This window comes from Devosia sp. (assembly GCF_039927955.1).
Lineage (GTDB): Bacteria > Pseudomonadota > Alphaproteobacteria > Rhizobiales > Devosiaceae > Devosia.
In genome coordinates, this window is the sequence record NZ_JBDSUA010000052.1 from 1 (window position 1) to 18434 (window position 18434).

General features: G+C 62.0%; 16 protein-coding genes. 3 read left to right on the forward strand and 13 right to left on the reverse strand.

The window, feature by feature from the left end; translation table 11 throughout:
- Positions 1-378: 378 nt before the first annotated feature.
- Positions 379-1248, forward strand: coding sequence for a 50S ribosomal protein L11 methyltransferase (locus tag ABIT12_RS13305; RefSeq protein ID WP_348040314.1), 870 nt, complete (start codon positions 379-381; stop codon positions 1246-1248).
- 77 nt (positions 1249-1325) lie between these two features.
- Here ABIT12_RS13305 and ABIT12_RS13310 read toward each other — a convergent pair whose 3' ends face one another.
- Positions 1326-1457, reverse strand: a complete 132-nt coding sequence (locus ABIT12_RS13310; protein WP_263574796.1) for a hypothetical protein — start codon at positions 1455-1457, stop codon at positions 1326-1328.
- Between the two features lie 241 nt (positions 1458-1698).
- On the opposite strand from ABIT12_RS13310, the gene ABIT12_RS13315 reads away from it, so the two are divergent.
- Positions 1699-3519, forward strand: a complete 1821-nt coding sequence (locus ABIT12_RS13315; RefSeq protein WP_348040317.1) for an aminopeptidase P family protein — start codon at positions 1699-1701, stop codon at positions 3517-3519.
- Here ABIT12_RS13315 and ABIT12_RS13320 read toward each other — a convergent pair.
- The 9 genes from ABIT12_RS13320 to ftsZ all read right to left on the reverse strand — a co-directional run bounded on the left by ABIT12_RS13320 (position 3516) and on the right by ftsZ (position 14172).
- Positions 3516-4022: a hypothetical protein gene (locus ABIT12_RS13320; RefSeq protein ID WP_348040319.1), complete on the reverse strand. Its 507-nt coding sequence runs from the start codon at positions 4020-4022 to the stop codon at positions 3516-3518. The genes ABIT12_RS13315 and ABIT12_RS13320 overlap by 4 nt on opposite strands.
- 118 nt (positions 4023-4140) lie before the next feature.
- Entirely contained in the window at positions 4141-4602 is a 462-nt protein-coding gene (locus tag ABIT12_RS13325; RefSeq protein WP_348040321.1) for a DUF3828 domain-containing protein, read from the reverse strand.
- Positions 4603-4619: 17 nt separating this feature from the next.
- Positions 4620-5081, reverse strand: a complete 462-nt coding sequence (locus tag ABIT12_RS13330; RefSeq protein ID WP_348040323.1) for a hypothetical protein — start codon at positions 5079-5081, stop codon at positions 4620-4622.
- A gap of 10 nt (positions 5082-5091) precedes the next feature.
- Positions 5092-6372, reverse strand: a complete 1281-nt coding sequence (locus ABIT12_RS13335) for a hypothetical protein (RefSeq protein ID WP_348040325.1) — start codon at positions 6370-6372, stop codon at positions 5092-5094.
- Between the two features lie 26 nt (positions 6373-6398).
- A complete protein-coding gene (gene ligA / locus ABIT12_RS13340) occupies positions 6399-8615 on the reverse strand; it encodes an NAD-dependent DNA ligase LigA (RefSeq protein ID WP_348040327.1) in 2217 nt (738 codons plus the stop codon).
- A gap of 40 nt (positions 8616-8655) precedes the next feature.
- Positions 8656-10326 carry a DNA repair protein RecN gene (gene recN / locus ABIT12_RS13345; RefSeq protein WP_348040329.1) on the reverse strand — a complete coding sequence of 557 codons (1671 nt, stop codon included), beginning with the start codon at positions 10324-10326 and terminating at the stop codon, positions 8656-8658.
- Positions 10327-10504: 178 nt separating this feature from the next.
- On the reverse strand, positions 10505-11353 hold the full coding sequence (locus ABIT12_RS13350; RefSeq protein WP_348040331.1) for an outer membrane protein assembly factor BamD: 849 nt from the start codon (positions 11351-11353) through the stop codon (positions 10505-10507).
- A gap of 88 nt (positions 11354-11441) precedes the next feature.
- A complete protein-coding gene (lpxC, locus tag ABIT12_RS13355) occupies positions 11442-12401 on the reverse strand; it encodes a UDP-3-O-acyl-N-acetylglucosamine deacetylase (RefSeq protein WP_348040333.1) in 960 nt (319 codons plus the stop codon).
- Positions 12402-12513: 112 nt separating this feature from the next.
- Positions 12514-14172, reverse strand: a complete 1659-nt coding sequence (gene ftsZ / locus ABIT12_RS13360) for a cell division protein FtsZ (RefSeq protein ID WP_348040335.1) — start codon at positions 14170-14172, stop codon at positions 12514-12516.
- Positions 14173-14421: 249 nt separating this feature from the next.
- Here ftsZ and ABIT12_RS13365 point away from each other — a divergent pair, with 249 nt between their 5' ends.
- On the forward strand, positions 14422-15222 hold the full coding sequence (locus tag ABIT12_RS13365) for a nucleotidyltransferase domain-containing protein (protein WP_348040337.1): 801 nt from the start codon (positions 14422-14424) through the stop codon (positions 15220-15222).
- A gap of 110 nt (positions 15223-15332) precedes the next feature.
- On the opposite strand, the gene ftsA is transcribed toward ABIT12_RS13365, so the two are convergent.
- Genes ftsA through ABIT12_RS13380 form a run of 3 tightly spaced genes read right to left on the reverse strand, consistent with a single transcriptional unit; the run spans position 15333 to position 18432 of the window.
- Positions 15333-16631 (reverse strand): cell division protein FtsA, encoded by a 1299-nt coding sequence (ftsA, locus tag ABIT12_RS13370; protein WP_348040339.1) that lies wholly within the window; start codon positions 16629-16631, stop codon positions 15333-15335.
- 11 nt (positions 16632-16642) lie between these two features.
- Positions 16643-17524, reverse strand: a complete 882-nt coding sequence (locus tag ABIT12_RS13375) for a cell division protein FtsQ/DivIB (protein ID WP_348040341.1) — start codon at positions 17522-17524, stop codon at positions 16643-16645.
- Positions 17512-18432: a D-alanine--D-alanine ligase gene (locus tag ABIT12_RS13380; protein WP_348040343.1), complete on the reverse strand. Its 921-nt coding sequence runs from the start codon at positions 18430-18432 to the stop codon at positions 17512-17514. The genes ABIT12_RS13375 and ABIT12_RS13380 overlap by 13 nt, the downstream gene beginning before the upstream one ends.
- Positions 18433-18434 lie beyond the last annotated feature (2 nt).

Genomic DNA, 18434 nt, shown 5'->3' on the forward strand with positions numbered 1-18434 from the left:
GACCGCCGCACCCGCCCGTCCGGCCGAGGCGGCTGGCGTGAACGATCACGACTCCGACGACCTTCCCGCGGCTGCTCCGGCTCCTGCTGGCATGGGCGCCGTAGTCGACAAGTCTGCCTGAACAAGCAAACCACAGGTCTCGACCGGCCCTCGCAAACGGCCGGGATCTGTTGCCAACTGGCGGTCCGACGCCGGCAGCCACGTTTCCGCCTGGCCCCAGAAGGTGCCACGTTGCGCCGCAATCCCCCAACTGCGCATCCTAAAGTCCGCGCGGCAAGCACGCCGCCCCGGCGCTTTCGCTTACCTAAAATCCTGCCCCGCATTGACTTGGTTCGTCCCAGCGGCCAATGACAATCCAAAGTGCAAAAGGCCCCGCCCATGTCCGTCGATCAGCTCTCCGCCCCGCTCACCAAGGATCAGGCCTATAAGCTGGTCGATGCCGTGATGGAGCGCGATGATCTGGCGCTGACCGCTTCGGCCCATGAGAACGAGGCGACCGGCGAATGGTTTTTCGAGGCGACCTGCGATAGCCCGCCGGATCTGGCGGCGTTTGTCGAACTGGCGCGCACCACGCTGGGCGGCGCTGTAGACTTTTCGGTCGCCCCGATCGATCCGTCGATCAACTGGGTCGCCCGCTCGCTCGAAGGCCTGCCTCCAGTCATCGCCGGCGGCTTTTACGTCTATGGCAGCCACGAAACCGGTCCAATCCCGTCCGGCCTGACGGCGATGAAGATCGATGCGGCCCAGGCCTTTGGCACTGGCCACCACGAAACCACCACGGGGTGCCTCGAAGCCATCAACATGGTGCTCAAGCGCACCCGCCCGCAACGCATGCTCGACGTCGGCACCGGCACTGGCGTGCTGGCCATCGCGCTGGCCAAGCGGTTGAAAACGCAGGTCATCGCCAGCGATATCGACCCGATTTCGGTGAAAACCACCGCCGAGAATGCCGCCCAGAACGGCGTCGGCAAATATATCATTCCCATCGAGGCCACCGGGGTCAATCACCTGACCATCAATCGCGCCGCGCCCTATGATCTGGTGGTGGCCAATATTCTGGCCGGTCCGCTGACCGCCCTCGCCCCCGCCATGGGCCGCATCGTGCAGCCCGGCGCGGCTATTATCCTGTCAGGCATCCTGCAGCGCCAGGCGCCCAGCGTCATCGCCGCATATTCGCGGCAGGGCATGGTGCTGGTGCAAAAGCTGCAGCGCAAGGATTGGACCACGCTGCTGCTGGAAAAGCGCTGAGAAAGAGCACAAAATAAAATCCCCGAAGCAAGCTCCGGGGATCACAAGGCGATCGTCAGCAGTAATGCAGCGGCCTGTTACGGACGCTTGGTGAATGCGCCGATCAGCTGATGCTGCATGCGATAGCTGACCTGGCGGCTCGATTCGCGGCCACGGGCGTCGATGACGGACCCAAGGGCTTTGCGGAAGTCGTTTTTGCTTTCAGTCATTTCAATCTCCATGCACTTTGATGCCGCTCTATATCCAGCGACACGATCTATTTAGGCTGATGCGGAACCTTTGGTTAGCCCTGATGGGACAATCCAGCCATGCCATGACAGCAGGGCGAATTACGATTTCGTTAATGCCTGCGTCAGAATCGGCTGTCACGGGACTGTCGCAATGCAGGTTTTGCATGGCTCCTTTAACCGGTTACACTGAAACCAACAGCGGCCCTCACTTGAGTTTTTCATGACCAGCCAGTCCTTTCCGCCCGCGATCTTCCAGAGTTTTTCCGAAACCGCCGACCCGAAAAACGTCGCGCCGCGCGTCGCCGCCCTGCGTGCAGAACTCACCAAGGCCAAGCTGGACGCGTTTCTGATCCCGCGGGCTGATGCGCATCGCGGCGAATCGGTGCCCCCCGGCGAAGCGCGGCTGGCCTATGTCACCGGCTTCACCGGCTCGGCGGGCATTGCCATTGTCGGGGTGGAAAAGGCCGGGCTGTTCATCGACAGCCGCTACACGCTGCAGGCGCCGGCCCAGACCGACACCACCCTGGTCACCATCCATGAAACCCTGCAGGGCGGACTTTCCGCCGAGATCGGCAATTACGTGCGGGAGGGCGGCAAGATCGGTTACGACGCTTGGCTGCATACGCCGGGCGAAATCAAGGATTTGACTGAAAAGCTGGCAGGCAAGGCCACGCTGGTTGCTTCACCCAATCTGGTCGACGCCATCTGGCCCGACCGTCCGGGCGCGCCGGTTTCGACCATCGAATTTCTCGGCGACAATCGCGCCGGCAAGGCCACCAGCGCCAAGATTGCCGATCTGCAGGCGGCGCTGCTGGCCGACAAGGCCGATGCCACTGTGCTCACCCTGCCCGAATCGATTTGCTGGCTGCTCAACATGCGCGGCCGCGACGTGCCCAACACGCCGTTCGTGCTGGGCTTTGCCATCGTGCCCAGCAGCGGCCTGCCGGTGCTCTATCTCGATGCCGCCAAGATCACGCCTGAACTGGTCAACCGGCTTCAGGGCATCGCCATCGTTGCCGATGCCAAAACGCTGACGCCGGCCTTGACCGCACTGGGTGGCAAAACCGTGCTTATCGATCCGGCCAGCGCCCCAGAGGCGATTGCCAAGGCCCTCACCACCGCCGGCGCCAAGCTGCTGGAAAAGCGCGATCCGGTGCTGCTGCCCAAATCGCGCAAGAACGACGCCGAAATTTCCGGCATGCGCGAAGCCCACAAGCTGGACGCCATTGCGCTGGCCAAATTCCTGCACTGGTTTGACCAGCAAGCGCCAGCCGGCACGCTGACCGAAATCGGCATCGTCACCGCGCTTGAGGCGTTCCGGCGAGAGGAAGAGACCTGCGTCGATGCCAGTTTCGACACCATTTCCGGTGCCGGGGCCAATGGAGCCATTGTGCATTATCGTGTTACCACCAAGACCGACCGCGCACTCGCCTCTGGCGAAATCATGCTGCTCGATAGCGGCGCGCAATATCTGAGCGGCACCACCGACATCACCCGCACCATGTCGACCGGCGCATCGACGCCGGAACAGCGCGACCGCTTTACCCGTGTGCTCAAGGGAATGATCGGCATCGCCACCGCCCGCTTCCCCAAAGGCACCTCGGGCGCGCAACTGGATACGCTGGCGCGCCAGCATCTATGGCAGATCGGCCAGACCTATACCCACGGCACTGGCCACGGCGTTGGGGCATTCCTGTCGGTGCATGAAGGTCCGACGGGCATTTCGCCGCGCTATACGCTGCCACTGGAGGCCGGAATGATCCTCTCCAATGAGCCGGGCTTTTACAAAGCCGGCGAATACGGCATCCGCATCGAAAACCTGATCGTCGTGCAGCAAAGCCCGGTCGCAGCGAGTTATCTTGATTTCGAAACCCTGACACTGGTGCCGATCGATACGCGCCTGATCGACACTACCCTGCTCGTGCCCGCCGAACGCGATTGGCTCAATGCCTATCACGCCCGCGTCTGGACCGAGATCGGGCCGCTGGTCACCGGCCCGGTGCGCAACTGGCTGAAGCTGGCGACGGCGCCAATAGGCTAAAAGCCCTGCGGATCATACGTCAGCACCCAGGACAGCAGCCAATGTTCGTCATGGCCGACGGAGGCGACGTCGTCGACTTTCCAGCCGGCATCGCCATCCTGCACCAGCGCAATGCTGAGCAGGCGGGGCTGGTCGAAATTGTGGTAGCTGACATTGATCAGCGCCGTATCGCCGATCTGGGTTGGCTCGCCGATGACGAGGCCGGAGATCAACGCGCTTTTATCGGGTAGGAACGGATTAAGCGGCGCTGCCGGTGGCACATTGTCGACCGCCGTGGTCGACGCGCTTTCGGCAATGGCGCTTTCCTGATGCTGGGCGACAAGGCCGGCCAGCCGCACCGAATAGAACTGGGCCGGATCTGGCGGGAACTGGCCCGGCTGATAGGCGGCATAGATCGCCGTCACCAAAGCCTTGGGGTCGGGATAGGTTTCGGCGGCATGGCCGGTAGAAACCAGAGCCGGCAGAACCAGCAGAACCAGCAGTGCCGGTAGCAATTTTCGCATCGAGTCTGCCCTCATTCTCGATCCAGACCTTGCTTGGCAGCGGCGGCGCAAATTTGCCCGGCGCGTGGCAGGATTGCGGCGACCGGCTTAAAGTTTGGTAACCCGGCCGCCCGCAGAGCTATTCGGCTTCGCCGCCATTGTTGAAAATCTCGACCAGCGAATATTGTACATCGCCATCGGTGGAGACGACATCATCGATTTTCCAGCCACCTTCATTGACCAGATCATAGACCAGCACGGTGGGCGTATCGAAGTTGTTGAAGGTGACCTGCACCTTGGCCGTGTCACCTGAAATCTTGGCTTTGCCGATCTTGAAGTCGGTCAGCGTCCAATCCTGGCCATTGATGAAGGGATCAAAATCCAGCGCGCCCATTTCGCCTTCAGGCGTTGCCGCTGCATCGGCATCGTACAGCGCCTGCAACGCCTGCGAGCGGAACGATTCTTCGTCTTCTGGAATACTATTGGCCAGATAGGGCGCGTAAAACGCGTTCAGCATCGCCTCGGGCGTATCGTAGCTTGCCGCCATCGCCGCCGAGGAAAAGCTCAGCACCAGTGCTGCAACAATAGTCATCAAACGCATCGGTTTCTCCCAAACCATCAGTTCATCAGCGGGTCGGTGGCCAGCAATTCGCTGAGGCGCCAGCCTGCCCCCTCGCTGTCGTCATCGATATGAATATCATCGACCTTCCAGCCATTCGCCTGTTTTATCAGGTCATAATGCAAAACCTGGTGCTGCAAGGCGGTGAGCGTCACATCGCCAGTGGCGTGGACCCCCTCTACAACCGGCTCGCCCACCGTGGCCTTGAGACCTGCCGGGTCCTGCGAATTGCTGAGCGGATCAAAGTCCAGCGCATCCTCTTCCCCGGCTGCAATGCGCGCGTCATTGGCGTTCATCAGCGCCATCAGGCTATCGGAGAAGTAATTGGCATAAGGCGGGTCCTCGCCTTTTTCCAGCCGCGTATAAATATCACGCAACAACACCTTGGGATTGTCGAAGTCCTCGGCCATTGCCGGCATGGCCAACAGGATCAGGCCGATCAGTCCCATCCATATCCGCATGCTCGCCTCCCTAGTTGAACCAGAATGCATAGGCCCACAGATTATCGCCAAAGACCGCGTTGGCCGCAGCGAATGACTGCGCATTGGCGATGGCGCCATCACGCAGGAACGGCAGCGCCCCATAGCCGGTGAACAGCATCACCAGATCGGTCTCGGTCGCCGTCTCGAAATAGGCCTTGAGATCAAAGCCCTGCTTGAACCGCCAGTGCGGGATCAGCAGCTTGCCGTCGAGAACCTGGTCGGCCGTATCAAGCGTCGCCATCCAGGCGGTGACCGTCTCGTCGGTTACCCTGGTTTCCGGGGCAAGCGAGGTCTGCTTCGGCGATGGCACCAGTTCGCGGTTGTCATCGGTCTCGGCCAGAATGGCCTGCCAGTTCTGGCGCGATAACGCGGTGATCGATTTGAGTCGCGCTAGCACCCCGGCCATCCGCTCGGGCTCGATCACCTTGAAATTGAGGTTGTGCAGGGCCGCGATCACATCGGCGATGCCGCTATCGCTGGTTGGATCGACAAACAGCGAACCGGCATGATCGAACCCCTGCATCGGCAACCCGGCCTTGGGAAAAATCCGGTGGAAATAGGTGTTCACCAGCGGTTCGAAATCATGGGCCAGCAGGAAATCGGCCTGCACCGCCAGAACCTGCGAATACCCCGCCAGCCACAGCGCGTCGGCCCGGTCCAGACCCACGGTAGAATCGAGCTTGTGCTTGTTCTTGATCTTGCCGGAGGGCGGCGGCTCGTCGATCTGCGGCGGCATGTCGGCGTTAAAATTCATCAACGGTGCCAGATAGTTGCCAAGGCTTTCAGACTCTTCCGCTTTGCCATCACCGTCAAGATCGATACGGATCAGCAGGGGGTCGATGGTGGTGACATAATCCCCCGACGCGCCGCCTGCTTCCAGCAACACCTTGGCCGCATCCATCTTCTGCACAAACCGGCTGAGCACAGTCCGGAACGCCGCGTAGGTCAGCTTTTCCGGATCAGGATTGGCCGGCTCGGCAGCCGGCCCGCCGCCACCGAAAAACATCGCGGCAAAACTGGTATCGGGCGCCGTGGCGCCATAGCGATAGAGGTCCTGCACCAGCCCCTCTAGGCCCAGCGACAGAGTGAGCACCCCCTGCCCGAACTGAGCCTCGGTATCATCGGCTGGAAATTGCGCCAGCTTGGCAAGGCCGGCTTCAAACTTGCCAGCATAAAGGCTGTCGCGCAGCAGGTCGCCAGCTTCGCTTGCATGGGTCGAGATCGGCAGTGCGGCAAGGCACGCAGCCAGTCCAAGCGTCAGAATGCGCATGCGTCCCCCTCGCGCCTGTGGCGCTGCTATTTGGCGATCAGCTCAAACCATTGATCCTCGGTGATCACCAATACGCCGGCCTCCTCGGCCTTTTTCAGCTTCGATCCGGCACCGGGCCCGGCGACCAGAATATCGGTGGCCGCCGAAACCGATCCGGCAACCTTGGCCCCCAGCCGTTCGGCCATAGCCTTGGCCTCCGATCGTGACATTTTTTCGAGCGAACCGGTGAACACCACGGTTTTTCCCGCCACTTCGCTGGTGGCCGAGACATTAAGCACATAGGGCTTGGGATGCACCTGCAGCAACAGCGCATCCAGCACGTCGTCATTGCGCTCATTGCCGAAGAAATCGACCAGCGCCTCGATCACTGTACTGCCAATGCCATCCACCGACGGGAACGCCGCCTGCGGGTCTTCGGCCCTGGCGGTTTCCTTGCCGACCCGAACCAGTTCCTCGATGGTCGAGAACGTCCGCGCCAGCACCGCGCCGGTAGTTTCGCCGATATGGCGGATACCCAGCGCAAAAATGAACCGATCCAGTTCCGGCTCACGCCGCGCGTCGATGGCGGCAAACAGCTTGTCGAGGCCCTCGTAATTGCGGTCTTCGACGCCACGCATAGTCTTGCGCGTCTTGCCCGACGCTGCTTCGCGCACTTTTGCCTGTTCCTCGCGGCGCTCGGCCAGCGCCCGTTGCACATCGGCGCGACGATCCTTGAGGGTAAATATATCGGCGGCGGTTTTGACCAGCCCGGCATTGAAGAACAGGTCGATGTTTTCCGCTCCCAGCCCTTCGATATCCATCGCCCCGCGCGACACGAAATGGCGCAGCCGCTCGACCGCCTGCGCCGCGCAGATCAATTCGCCGGTGCAACGGCGGCGCGAGTCCTCCTTGCCGGTCTTTTCATTGAGTTCGCGCGTCGCCGGCGAACCACAGACCGGGCAGACATGCGGAAATTCATACGGCACAGCATCCGCAGGACGTTTCTCCAGCAGCACGCGGACGATCTGCGGAATGACGTCGCCAGCACGCTGGATGACTACCGTATCGCCGATGCGTACATCGATCGGCTCATCGCCCCGTATGGGCAGCCCGGTGCTGTCCACGCCCTTGATATAGTCCTCGTTATGCAGCGTGACGTTTTCCACCACCACACCACCCACGGTCACCGGCGCCAGCCGCGCCACAGGAGCCAGCGTGCCGGTGCGACCAACCTGGATATCGATCTTCTTGACCACCGTAGTGGCCTGCTCGGCCGGAAACTTGTGGGCAATGGCCCAGCGCGGCTCGCTGGTCACGAAGCCCCAGCGGCGCTGCAGGTCGAGCTGGTCGACCTTATAGACCACGCCGTCGATATCGTAGCCCAGCGAGGCGCGCTGCGCTTCGATCAGCTTGTAGCGCTCGATCAGTTCCTCGACCGATTTGGCCCGCACCATCAGCGGGCTGACCTTGAAGCCCCACTCGGCGAACTTCTGCACGGCATCATACTGGGTCGGCGCCGGGTCCTGGGTGGTAAAGCCCCAGGCATAGGCGAAGAACTTGAGATTGCGGCTGGCGGTGATCGAGGCGTCCTTCTGGCGCAGCGACCCGGCAGCGGTATTGCGCGGATTGACATAATCTTGCCCCCCTGCCGCGGCCGAGCGCGCCTTGAGCGCCTGAAACTCGGCATAGGACATATAGACCTCGCCCCGGATTTCGATGGTCTGCGGCCAGCCCGAGCCTGTGAGCTGGTGCGGAATATCGGTGATAGTTTTAAGATTGGCGGTGATGTCCTCGCCCACCGTCCCGTCCCCGCGCGTCGCGCCGCGCACGAATACGCCGTTTTCATAGAGCAGCGACGCCGACAACCCGTCGATCTTGGGCTCGGCGGTGAAGCTGATCTCCAGGTCCTTGTCACGCTCGAAAAAGCGTTGGCCGCGCTGGATGAAATCCACCACGTCCTGATCGGTATAGGCCTTGGCAAGGCTCAGCATCGGCACCGCATGGCGGACCTTGGCAAAGCCTTCGGCAGGCGCAGCACCCACCGATTGCGACGGGCTGTCGTCGCGCACCAGATTGGGAAACAGCTCTTCAAGCGCGCCATTGCGGATGCGCAGCGCATCATACTCGGCGTCGGTCAGGTCAGGCGCGTCGTTCTGGTGATAGGCGATATCGGCCTGCGCAATGGCCTCAGCCAGTCGCGCCAGTTCGATGCGCGCCTCGTCCTCGCTCAAATCCCCGATTGGCTTGTTCGAAAAGTCGGTCACGATAACGCTCACACTGTTTGGTAGTCTGTCGCAGCGGCGGCTAGTACACGTCGCTCATCAGCTTGGAGGCCGCTGCGCGCGCCTCCTCGGTTACCGTCGCACCCGCCAGCATGCGTGCAACTTCCTCACGCCGCGCGGGCGCATCGAGCGGTTTGACATGGGTACGCACGAACGCGCCCTCATTGACCGCCTGCTTTTCGATCAGCAGATGCCGCTGCGCCCGTGCCGCCACCTGTGGCGCATGCGTCACCGCCAACACCTGGACCTTGTCAGCCAATCGCGCCAGCCGCCGCCCGATGGCATCGGCCACCGCCCCACCAACGCCGGTGTCGATTTCGTCAAAGATCAAAACCGGCGCCGAACCACGATCCGCCAGCACCACCTTGAGCGCCAACAAGAACCGGGACAATTCGCCGCCCGACGCGACCTTGAGCAGCGGCCCTGCCGCGGTGCCGGGATTGGTCTGCACATGAAAGGCAATCTGGTCGAAGCCGGAACTGGCCACCTTGGTCGGATCGATCTGGTGATCGACGATGAATTTGGCCGCGCCGAGCTTGAGATCTGGCAGTTCCAGCCCGACCGCCTTGCCCAGCGCCAGCGCGGATTTGGCCCGCGCCTCGCTCAGGCCCTTGGCCAGGGTTTTATACTTCTCCATCGCCTTGGCCGCCGCAGCTTCCAGCGCCTCCAGCCGGCTTTCCCCGCTTTGCAGCATGTCGAGATCGGCTCGATAACGCCCCAGAACCTCGGCCAGCCCGTCGCAACTGGTCTGGTGCTTGCGAGCGGCAGCGCGCAGGGCAAACAGCCGTTCCTCTACCCGTTCCAGTTCGGCCGGATCATAAGCCATCTCGCGCTTCAGCGCCTCGAGCGCATCCGATGTCGTGTCCAGCGCCACCAGCGTTGCGTCCAGGCCATCAACGATGGGCTGGAACAACACCGCACCGCCATCGATCTTGCGCATCAGGCGGCGCATCAAGCTGGACAGCGCCGGTCCGGGCGCCGTGGCGCCGTTGAGCAATTCATCGGTTTCGGCAACATCGGATGCCGATTTTTCGATCTGCATCAACACCTGCCGGCGTTCGGCCAATTCGTCTTCTTCGCCCGCGACAGGCGCCAGCAGCGCCAGTTCATCGACGGTGTGCCGCGCATAGTCTTCCTTGGCCAAGGCGCCAGCGACCAGCGCCTTCTGGTCAGTAACCGCTTCCAGTGCGTCGACCAGGTCCTGCCAGGTGTCGCGCAAGGCCTGCCCCTTGGCCTCCAGACCGCCAAAGGCATCCAGCGCCGCGCGGTGCGTTGCGACATCGACCAGCGCCCGGTCATCGTGCTGGCCGTGGATTTCCACCACCTGCGAGCCGATCCGCTGCAACAGCGCCGCCGACACCGGCTGGTCATTGATGAAAGCCCGCGTCCGCCCATCGGCAAACTGGACGCGGCGCAGAATGATGTCTTCATCATCGGGAATGGCATTGTCGCGCAACGCGGCGCGCGCCGGATGATCGGCCGCCAGTTGCAACACCGCCACCACCTGCCCGCTGTCATGGCCACTGCGCACCAGCGACGCATCGCCGCGCCCACCCAGCGCCAGGGTCAGGGCGTCGAGCAGGATGGACTTGCCGGCGCCGGTCTCGCCGGTCAGCACGGTCATGCCCTTGTCGAGCGCGAGATCGAGCTGATCGATCAGGACGATATTCCGAACGGAAAGCGCATTCAGCATTCCGGAGTGATCCTAAGCCAGTTGTTCGTCCGCACCGGACTTGGTTGTAACCACTGCATCAGGCCGACGAAAGCCGGAAACCGGCGGGCGCACAGCATTCGGACACGGACCGACCAAAGAGTTCGGGTGCGCCAGCAAGCTAGCGCACCCGTGAACAAACAAGCAACAAAATATTGCGTTATTTCTTGATCTGTGCCGCCAGCGGGCTGCCTGGGGCTACTTCGGGCGACAGGCCCTGCTTGGCCAGCAAATCGAACGCTTCCTTATACCAGGAGCTCGACGGGTAATTGTTGCCAAGCACCGCGGCGGCAGTGCGCGCTTCGCTGATCAGGCCAAGCGACAGATTGGCTTCAGTCAGGCGGAACAGCGCTTCTTCGATATGGGTCGAGGTCTGATACTGCTCGACCACGGTGCGGAACCGGTTGATCGCTGCAGCATACTGCCCATTGCCCAGATAGTAGCGGCCAACCGACATTTCCTTGCCGGCGAGCTGGTCATAGGCAACGATCAGCTTTTCCTTGGCGTCCTTGGCATAGTCGGACTTCGGATAATTGTTGATCAGCAGGCTGAAGGTCTCGATTGCGTCCTTGGACAACTGCTGGTCGCGGGTGATGTCCTTGATCTGGTTGAAGTAGGACATGCCCTTCAGATACAGCACATAGGGCACATCCTTGCCCGACGGATAGACCGCCATGAAGCGATCGGCCGCCAGAATGGACTGGTCGAACTTGCCGACCTGGTAATTGGCATAAACCTGCATCAGCTTGGATTTTTCGGTCAGCGGCGAGGTCGGATGCTGGCGGTCCAGCTTCTCCAGCATCTTGACGGCGCTGGCGTAGCGCTGCCCGTCCATGTCGTCCAGCGCCTGCTGATACAGCGCCTCGGGCGGAACGATCACTTCGTCCCTGATCTTGGGCGGCGCGAACAGATTGAACCCGGCGCAACCCGCAAGGGCGAGCGCCACCATGGCGACGGCAAAGAACCGGGCGGCCCGGCTGGTCAATGTACCAAATGCGTCAAATGTCACGAACTGCCCGCCCCTTTAAGTCCTGCATGCAGCATGCGGACTAGATAGAAATTGGATCAAAACTGTGGCCGCCTGGCGCCAACCCGAATTAGGAGCGGACCGACCGCAGATAGGGATTGACCGCCAAACCGTCCGGCAGATCGTCAAGGGCGGTGAATTCCAGCGGCAGATCCTCTGCCGACACTATTTCATAATTGGCATCGCTGGAAAAGAGACCTGTCAGCACATGGGCGTTCAGCGCATGGCCACCTTTATAGGAGCGGAAGCGGCCATAGATCGGCAGGCCACCCAGCGACAGATCGCCAATCGCATCCAGCAGCTTGTGGCGGACAAATTCGTCTTCGAAACGCAGGCCGCCAGGATTGAGGATACGATCCTCATGCACGGTAATCGAGTTGTCGAGGCTGGAGCCCAGCGCATAGCCGGCCTGGCGCAGCACCTTGGCGTCGCGCACGAAACCGAAGGTGCGGGCCGCTGACACATCTTCAAAATAGCGGCGTGGCGACCAATCGAAAATCATCCGCTGACGGCCGATGACCTTGCTGTCGAAATCGATCTCGAGATCGAGCGAACGGCCATTATAGGGTTCAAGCGCCGCGAAAGCGTCGTTGTTGCGCACGGTCACGGCGCGCATGATCTTGATATATTTGCGCTGCGCCGGCTGGATATCGAGCCCGACGCTGACAATGCCCTCGACAAACGGGCGGGCGCTGCCATCCAGAATCGGACATTCGCCGCCATCAAGGCTGATCAGGGCATTGTCGACGCCCATGCCGCTGAGGGCCGAGGTCACGTGTTCTATGGTGGCAACGCTGACGCTGTCGCCCAGATCAAGCGTGGTGCAGAGCGTCGTGCGGGTAATGCGGGAGAAATGCACCGGCACCGGCACCGTCTTGCGGCTGTCGCCCAATTCTCGACATATCAGAAATCCACTGTCTGCTGGAGCGGGTCCGATAGTCAGAGTGACCGGTTGACCGCTGTGAACACCATAGCCGCTAAACGTAAGCGAAGCGGCGAGGGTGCGCTGACGCGTGGACAATTTATGCATACTCGAAATTACTCCAGCCCGGCCCGACCCAAGTCCCACTAAGGTCTTACTCAAAAAAAACTCGGTGCGAAAGCCGCACCGAGCAATGTTTCACTATTTAGCGAGGACGGCTTTAACCGTGTTTACGCAGGAATGCCGGAATTTCCAGGTGTTCCTTCTGCGGTGCGGGCGCCGGCTGGCGGCCCTGCGCATCGAGATTGCCATGAGCGCCTTCTTGAGACTGGGGAGCCCGGGAAGTCCTTGCGCCGCTTGCTTCAATGGCACTGCGGGCAGCGTTGTCATCGGCGACAGTATAACTGGTTTCATCCTGCGCGATCGGGTCGGGCTGACCCAGATTGATCCCGACATTGGAGGCAAGGCGCTTGAACAGCGCACGAGCATTGCGCGGCTCGACATCGTGTCGTTCCTGCGACTCCTGTGACCGGCGGGCAACAATCGGCAGCTCCTCGGTGCGCGGCATGCGGCGCTGACCCTCTGGGCGAGCCGCATTTGAGGGCACATAGACACTTGGAACCGGTGGTTCGTCGTGGTGAGTCGGCTCTTCGGCGGCCCCATGGGCGAATGCCGAAGGGGTATAAGGCTCTACATAAATGCCGTCGTCTTCGTGCTGCAGGCTGGGCGTAAAGCTCTCATAGGTGATCGCTTCAGCGACCGCCGCCTCAACCTGGCTTTCGATCTGCTGCTGCACCGCCTGAGTGGCGGCAGCATGAGCACCGCGATGGGTCGGCTCGACCGGAACGTGGCGCTTGACCGAGAGCGGCGTGCGCGAAGCATGCGGCTTGGCGGGCTCAAGCGCCTGCACCATGGTTGCGTCGGTGCCGGTGGCAACAACGGAGACGCGGATCGTGCCGGTCAGGCTCGGATCATAGGTCGCGCCAAGGATGATGTTGGCATCGGGATCGACTTCCTCGCGGATGCGGCTGGCCGCTTCGTCGACTTCATAAAGCGTCAGGTCCGGACCGCCAGTGATCGAGATCAACAGGCCACGAGCCCCCTGCATCGAGACGTCATCAAGCAGCGGATTGGCGATGGCAGCTTCGGCGGCGTGACGGGCACGATCTTCGCCCGATGCTTCGCCAGTCCCCATCATCGCCTTGCCCATGCCGCGCATCACGGCGCGCACGTCGGCGAAATCGAGGTTGATCAGGCCTTCCTTGACCATCAGATCGGTAATGCAGGCGACGCCGGAGAACAGCACCTGGTCGGCCATCGCGAACGCGTCGGCAAAGGTGGTCTTTTCGTTGGCGACGCGGAACAGGTTCTGGTTCGGAATGACGATCAGCGTATCGACATGGCGATGCAGCTCATCGATGCCCTCTTCGGCCAGACGCTGGCGGCGATTGCCTTCGAAGGAGAATGGCTTGGTGACGACGCCAACAGTCAGGATGCCCTGCTCCCGGGCAGCACGCGCGACCACCGGAGCAGCGCCGGTGCCGGTGCCGCCGCCCATGCCCGCGGTGATGAACACCATGTGCGAGCCAGAGAGGTGATCGTTGATTTCGTCCCAGCTTTCTTCGGCTGCCGCACGACCGACTTCTGGGTGCGAACCGGCGCCGAGGCCTTCGGTAACACCGACGCCGAGCTGAATGATGCGAGGGGCCTTGGAGAGCGCCAACGCCTGCGCATCGGTATTGGCGACCACGAAATCGACGCCGTCCAGGCCGGATTCAATCATGTTGTTGACGGCGTTGCCGCCAGCACCGCCACAACCGAAAACGGTGATGCGGGGCTTGAGTTCCTGAATATCCGGGATGGTCAAATTGATGGTCATTAAAGGCCCCATAGGTGGCGTGATTGCTTAAGATTTACGCTTCCATTCGTTAACTCCACCCTAACAATTGCGCCATTTCACTTAACGTGATCGCAATTTGCGAGGATTCCGGGATCGTTGATAAGGTCCCATTAACCACGGTCACCGCGTGGTTCTGCAATGGGATCGCCGCCGCCATGCCTTGCGCTGGGCGCGAAGTCTTCCGCTTCGGCGGCGCTCTGCTAGAGTGGCACCGCCTGGGAGAAAACGATGAACCAGCAGCAGCTAATCGCGGCGATCAAACAACCGATGGATATCGAAGCCGTGCGCGGCCTGTTTCTTGCCGGCAGCTTTGGCCGCGGCACCGCCGACGCCTGGAGCGATGTAGATCTTATCGCTGTGGTCGCCGAGGGCGAGGAGCGCCATGTTGCCGACCACTGGCGCACGGCGCTGCATGCAATTACGCCCATCGTGTTCTGGCAGGAATTACCGCGTGGCGTGATCGTGCTCAATGCCATCTCCGAGGAGTGGCTGCGGTGTGACCTGACGATCGGCACGGCCAAGGATTTTGGCCGGCGGGCGAAAAATACCGTCAAGCCGCTGATCGACCGCGATGGCATCTATAATCAACTGCCGGACGCACTGCCGCCCAGGCATCCCGACGCAGGGACGGTGCGCTACCTCATCCACGAATTCATCCGCATGTTGGGACTGCTACCCGTCGGCGCCGGGCGCGGGGAATATGTGACCATGGTGCTGGGCGTCGGTATGATGCGCGGACATTTGGAAACGCTGCTGATGCAGGATGTCAGCGCGCCCGACCCCGGTGGCATACTGCACCAGTCCAAGCTGCTCTCGCCCGAGCAGATGGACCTGTTGCGGTCCCTGCCCTATCCCAAACCTCAGCGCGACGAACTGATCGAAGCCAATTTCGCTCTGGCCCGCGCCTTCATGCCGCGGGCCAGAGCGATGGCGAAACGGCTGGGCATCGAGTGGCCCGAAGCATTCGAGGCCGCTACGCGGAAGCGGTTGGCGCTGACGCTAGGTGAGGAAGCCGGGCGGGCTTGGTAAAGCCGAGAGCCATCAGTCGTCACCCTTCTCCCCTTGCGGGAGACGAGCCTGCCCTCGGGCTTGACCCGAGGGTGCCCGAAGGGCGGATGAGGGGCTTTGTCTTAGTCTTCTCAAAAACTGGTCTTGAGCCAGCTGCCGACGCGGGCAAAATAGCCATCGGTGCCGGTTAGTTTGCTGACCCCGCGTGGCTCGGCATATTCGTGAGAGCACACCTGCGGATAGATCAGCATCCCGGCCACGGCGGCAAAGGCCGCGCCCTTGGCCATCTCGGGCAGACCGGCAATCCCCATCGGGCGGCCATTGCGCACATTGCGGGCGAGCACGCGACGCGCAACTTCGGGCAGGCCGGTCATTTCGCTGGCGCCACCGGTCAACACGAACCGGCGCCCGCAAACGTCCATCATGCCGGTCGCCTGCATGCGATCGCGGATGGCGGTGAGAACTTCTTCGATGCGCGGACGCATGATGCGGGTCAGCACCGAACGGGCCACCTGCCCCGGCGCCTCGTCATGCGTGGCGCCGACGGGCTGAATCGAGATCATGTCGCGCTCATCGGCCTGTCCGGGCAGCACGCTGCCGTAAAAGGTCTTGATCCGCTCGGCATCGGCGACGCTGACCGAAAGCTGCCGCGCGATATCAAGGGTCAGGTGATGCCCACCAATGGCGATCGCGTCGACATAGCAAAGGTGGCCTTCGTTAAACACCGACACAGTGGTGGTGGCGCCACCAAAATCGATGCAGGCAACGCCAAGCTGGGCTTCATCATCGACCAGCGTCGCAAGCCCGCTGGCATAAGGGGTCGCAATCAGCGCCTCGATCTGCAGATGGCAGCGATGCAGCACCAGTTCCAGATTGCGCATCGCCAGCGTTTCCGAGCTGACCACGGCAACATCGACGCCGAGCTTGTCGCCCACCATGCCCTTGGGATCACGAATGCCCTTCTGCCCGTCCAGCGAATAGCCGATCGGCAGCGCATGAATGATCGACCGTTCGGGGCGCACGCTGCGTTCATTGACGGCGCGAAGCACGCGATGCAGGTCGGTTTTTTCCACTTCCTGCCCGCCCAGCGACACCGTGGCGGAGAAGGTTTCCGAACCAAGCCGGCCGGCAGTGACGTTGACGATGACGGATTCCAGCGTCAACCCGGCAGCACGTTCGGCCATGCCGACAACCGAGCGGATCGCGTGCTCGGCCTTTTCGATATCGCTGACCACGCCGCTCTTGACGCCCGATGACGGGCCATAGCCAAAGCCGATGACCTCGGCCTGATGGGTGCGACCCTTGAGCGACTTGCCCTCGGGGCGCGGGGTCAACCGCGCGATGACGCAACAGATCTTGGTCGAGCCGATATCAAGCACGGCCACCAGGGTAGTGCGGCCCGGCTGCACGGGGCGAAGCCTGGAGGTCATCGAGTCGGTCATCATGGCTTTTTGGTTTCTTCGTCGTGTTTGGTTGGCCGCACTGCGACAACGTCGGGCACCCGCAGGTCGACAATGGTCACGTCGCGGTCCAGCAGCGCATAGTCGCGCTGATAGGTATCGAGGCTCTTGAGCGCCTGCGCCACGCCCTGCTCGGGCAGCTGCACGCGCAGTCCGGTGTCATAAATCATGTCCCAGCGCCGGTCGGCGATGCGCGACAATGCCACAATGCCCTTGGCAAGGGTCGGATACTGGTTCAGCGCCCTTATCATCGGCAGGGCGTCATCGGCTGCGCCATCGCCCACCACCAGCGGCAGTTCGCCAAAGGCGCCCTTGTCCTCGCCGATCTGCTCGCCCTGCGCATCGACCACAAAGGTCACGCCATCGACCCGCCAGCGGGCCACCGGCACCTTTTCGGTGATCACCACCGAAACGTCGCCCGGATAGGTCTTGCGCACGCTGACACTGGCCACCGAGGGCAGTTCGGCAATGCGCCGGCGCGCCGCTTCGGCATCAAAGCTCAGGGTCGAGGTATGCGGCTCGACGCCGAGCGCATCAAAGATCGCCTGCTCGCCGGTCAGCGCCTGGCCACTGATGGAAATCTCGCCGATCGCAAAGCCGGCGCGGGCAACCCCGCCCTGCGCGATCTCGGACAGTGTGCTGGCGCCAAGACCGATATGGTCGCGCACTTCATAGATGGTGACGATGCCGACGCACGTGATCGCAGCGGCGGCGGCACGGATGATGATCTTGCGATGCAGCACCCAGATATGGCCGAGATTGATGAAATTGCGGCGGCGCGGCGTGCGCAGCGGAACCGGCAGCGCGCGGGGATCGACCACCCGTGCGCCGGTTACAAACGCTTCGCTCTTTACCTGTTGCAACTCGCGTCCTCCACCATCCAGGAGACCAGCTCCTCGAACGTATGCCCGGCATGGGCCGCTTGCTCAGGCACCAGGGAGGTTTGCGTCATGCCCGGCTGGGTGTTGATTTCCAGGCAGACCAGTTCGCCATCCTCACCCGCCGCATCGTTGAAGCGGAAATCGCTTCGAGTGACGCCACGGCAGCCAAGCGCCGCATGGGCGGCAAGGCTCATCTTCTGCACTTTGTCGTAAATTTTCGATGAAATTTGCGCCGGAACGATGTGGACGGAGCCGCCCTCGGCGTATTTTGCCTCATAATTGTAGAAGCTGAGATCGGTGACGATTTCGGTGACGCCCAGCGCCACATCGCCCATAACCGCACAGGTCAGCTCACGCCCGGGAATGAAGCGCTCGACCATCACGTCGTCGCCCGAGTTCCAGTCCTCGCGCAGGATTTCCTGCGGCGGCCGATTGGCCCCCTGCGGCACGATATGCACGCCAAAGCTGGAGCCGTCGGCGATCGGCTTGATCACATAGGGCGTCGCCATGACATGGGCCCGGGCAGCCTCGCCGCGCGGCACGATGACATGATCGGTCACCGGCACGCCGGCGGCCTTCATCACGATCTTGGCCTGATGCTTGTCCATCGCCAGCGCCGAAGCCAGCACGCCCGAATGGCTGTAGGGGATCTGCAACAGCTCCAGCAGCCCCTGGATCATGCCGCTTTCGCCGAACGGCCCATGCAGCGCATTGAACACCGCATCGGGCTTGAGGTTCATCAGCACATTGGCAATATCGCGGCCCACGTCGATATCGGTCACCTGATACCCGGCCCGCGTCAGCGCATCCGAACATTCACGGCCGGATTTGAGCGAGACAGGACGCTCGTTGGACCAGCCGCCCATCAGTACTGCGACATGTTTGGTCATGC

Bases quoted from the DNA above. Each gene is read 5' to 3' on its own strand.
- ABIT12_RS13315 (WP_348040317.1), top strand. From the start codon at position 1,699: ATGACCAGCCAGTCCTTTCCGCCCGCGATCTTCCAGAGTTTTTCCGAA.
- ABIT12_RS13305 (WP_348040314.1), top strand. From the start codon at position 379: ATGTCCGTCGATCAGCTCTCCGCCCCGCTCACCAAGGATCAGGCCTAT.
- lpxC (WP_348040333.1), bottom strand. From the start codon at position 12,401: ATGCATAAATTGTCCACGCGTCAGCGCACCCTCGCCGCTTCGCTTACG.
- ABIT12_RS13380 (WP_348040343.1), bottom strand. From the start codon at position 18,432: ATGACCAAACATGTCGCAGTACTGATGGGCGGCTGGTCCAACGAGCGT.
- ABIT12_RS13320 (WP_348040319.1), bottom strand. From the start codon at position 4,022: ATGCGAAAATTGCTACCGGCACTGCTGGTTCTGCTGGTTCTGCCGGCT.
- ABIT12_RS13325 (WP_348040321.1), bottom strand. From the start codon at position 4,602: ATGCGTTTGATGACTATTGTTGCAGCACTGGTGCTGAGCTTTTCCTCG.
- ABIT12_RS13335 (WP_348040325.1), bottom strand. From the start codon at position 6,372: ATGCGCATTCTGACGCTTGGACTGGCTGCGTGCCTTGCCGCACTGCCG.
- ABIT12_RS13310 (WP_263574796.1), bottom strand. From the start codon at position 1,457: ATGACTGAAAGCAAAAACGACTTCCGCAAAGCCCTTGGGTCCGTCATC.
- ftsZ (WP_348040335.1), bottom strand. From the start codon at position 14,172: ATGACCATCAATTTGACCATCCCGGATATTCAGGAACTCAAGCCCCGC.
- ftsA (WP_348040339.1), bottom strand. From the start codon at position 16,631: ATGACCTCCAGGCTTCGCCCCGTGCAGCCGGGCCGCACTACCCTGGTG.
- ABIT12_RS13365 (WP_348040337.1), top strand. From the start codon at position 14,422: ATGAACCAGCAGCAGCTAATCGCGGCGATCAAACAACCGATGGATATC.
- ABIT12_RS13330 (WP_348040323.1), bottom strand. From the start codon at position 5,081: ATGCGGATATGGATGGGACTGATCGGCCTGATCCTGTTGGCCATGCCG.
- recN (WP_348040329.1), bottom strand. From the start codon at position 10,326: ATGCTGAATGCGCTTTCCGTTCGGAATATCGTCCTGATCGATCAGCTC.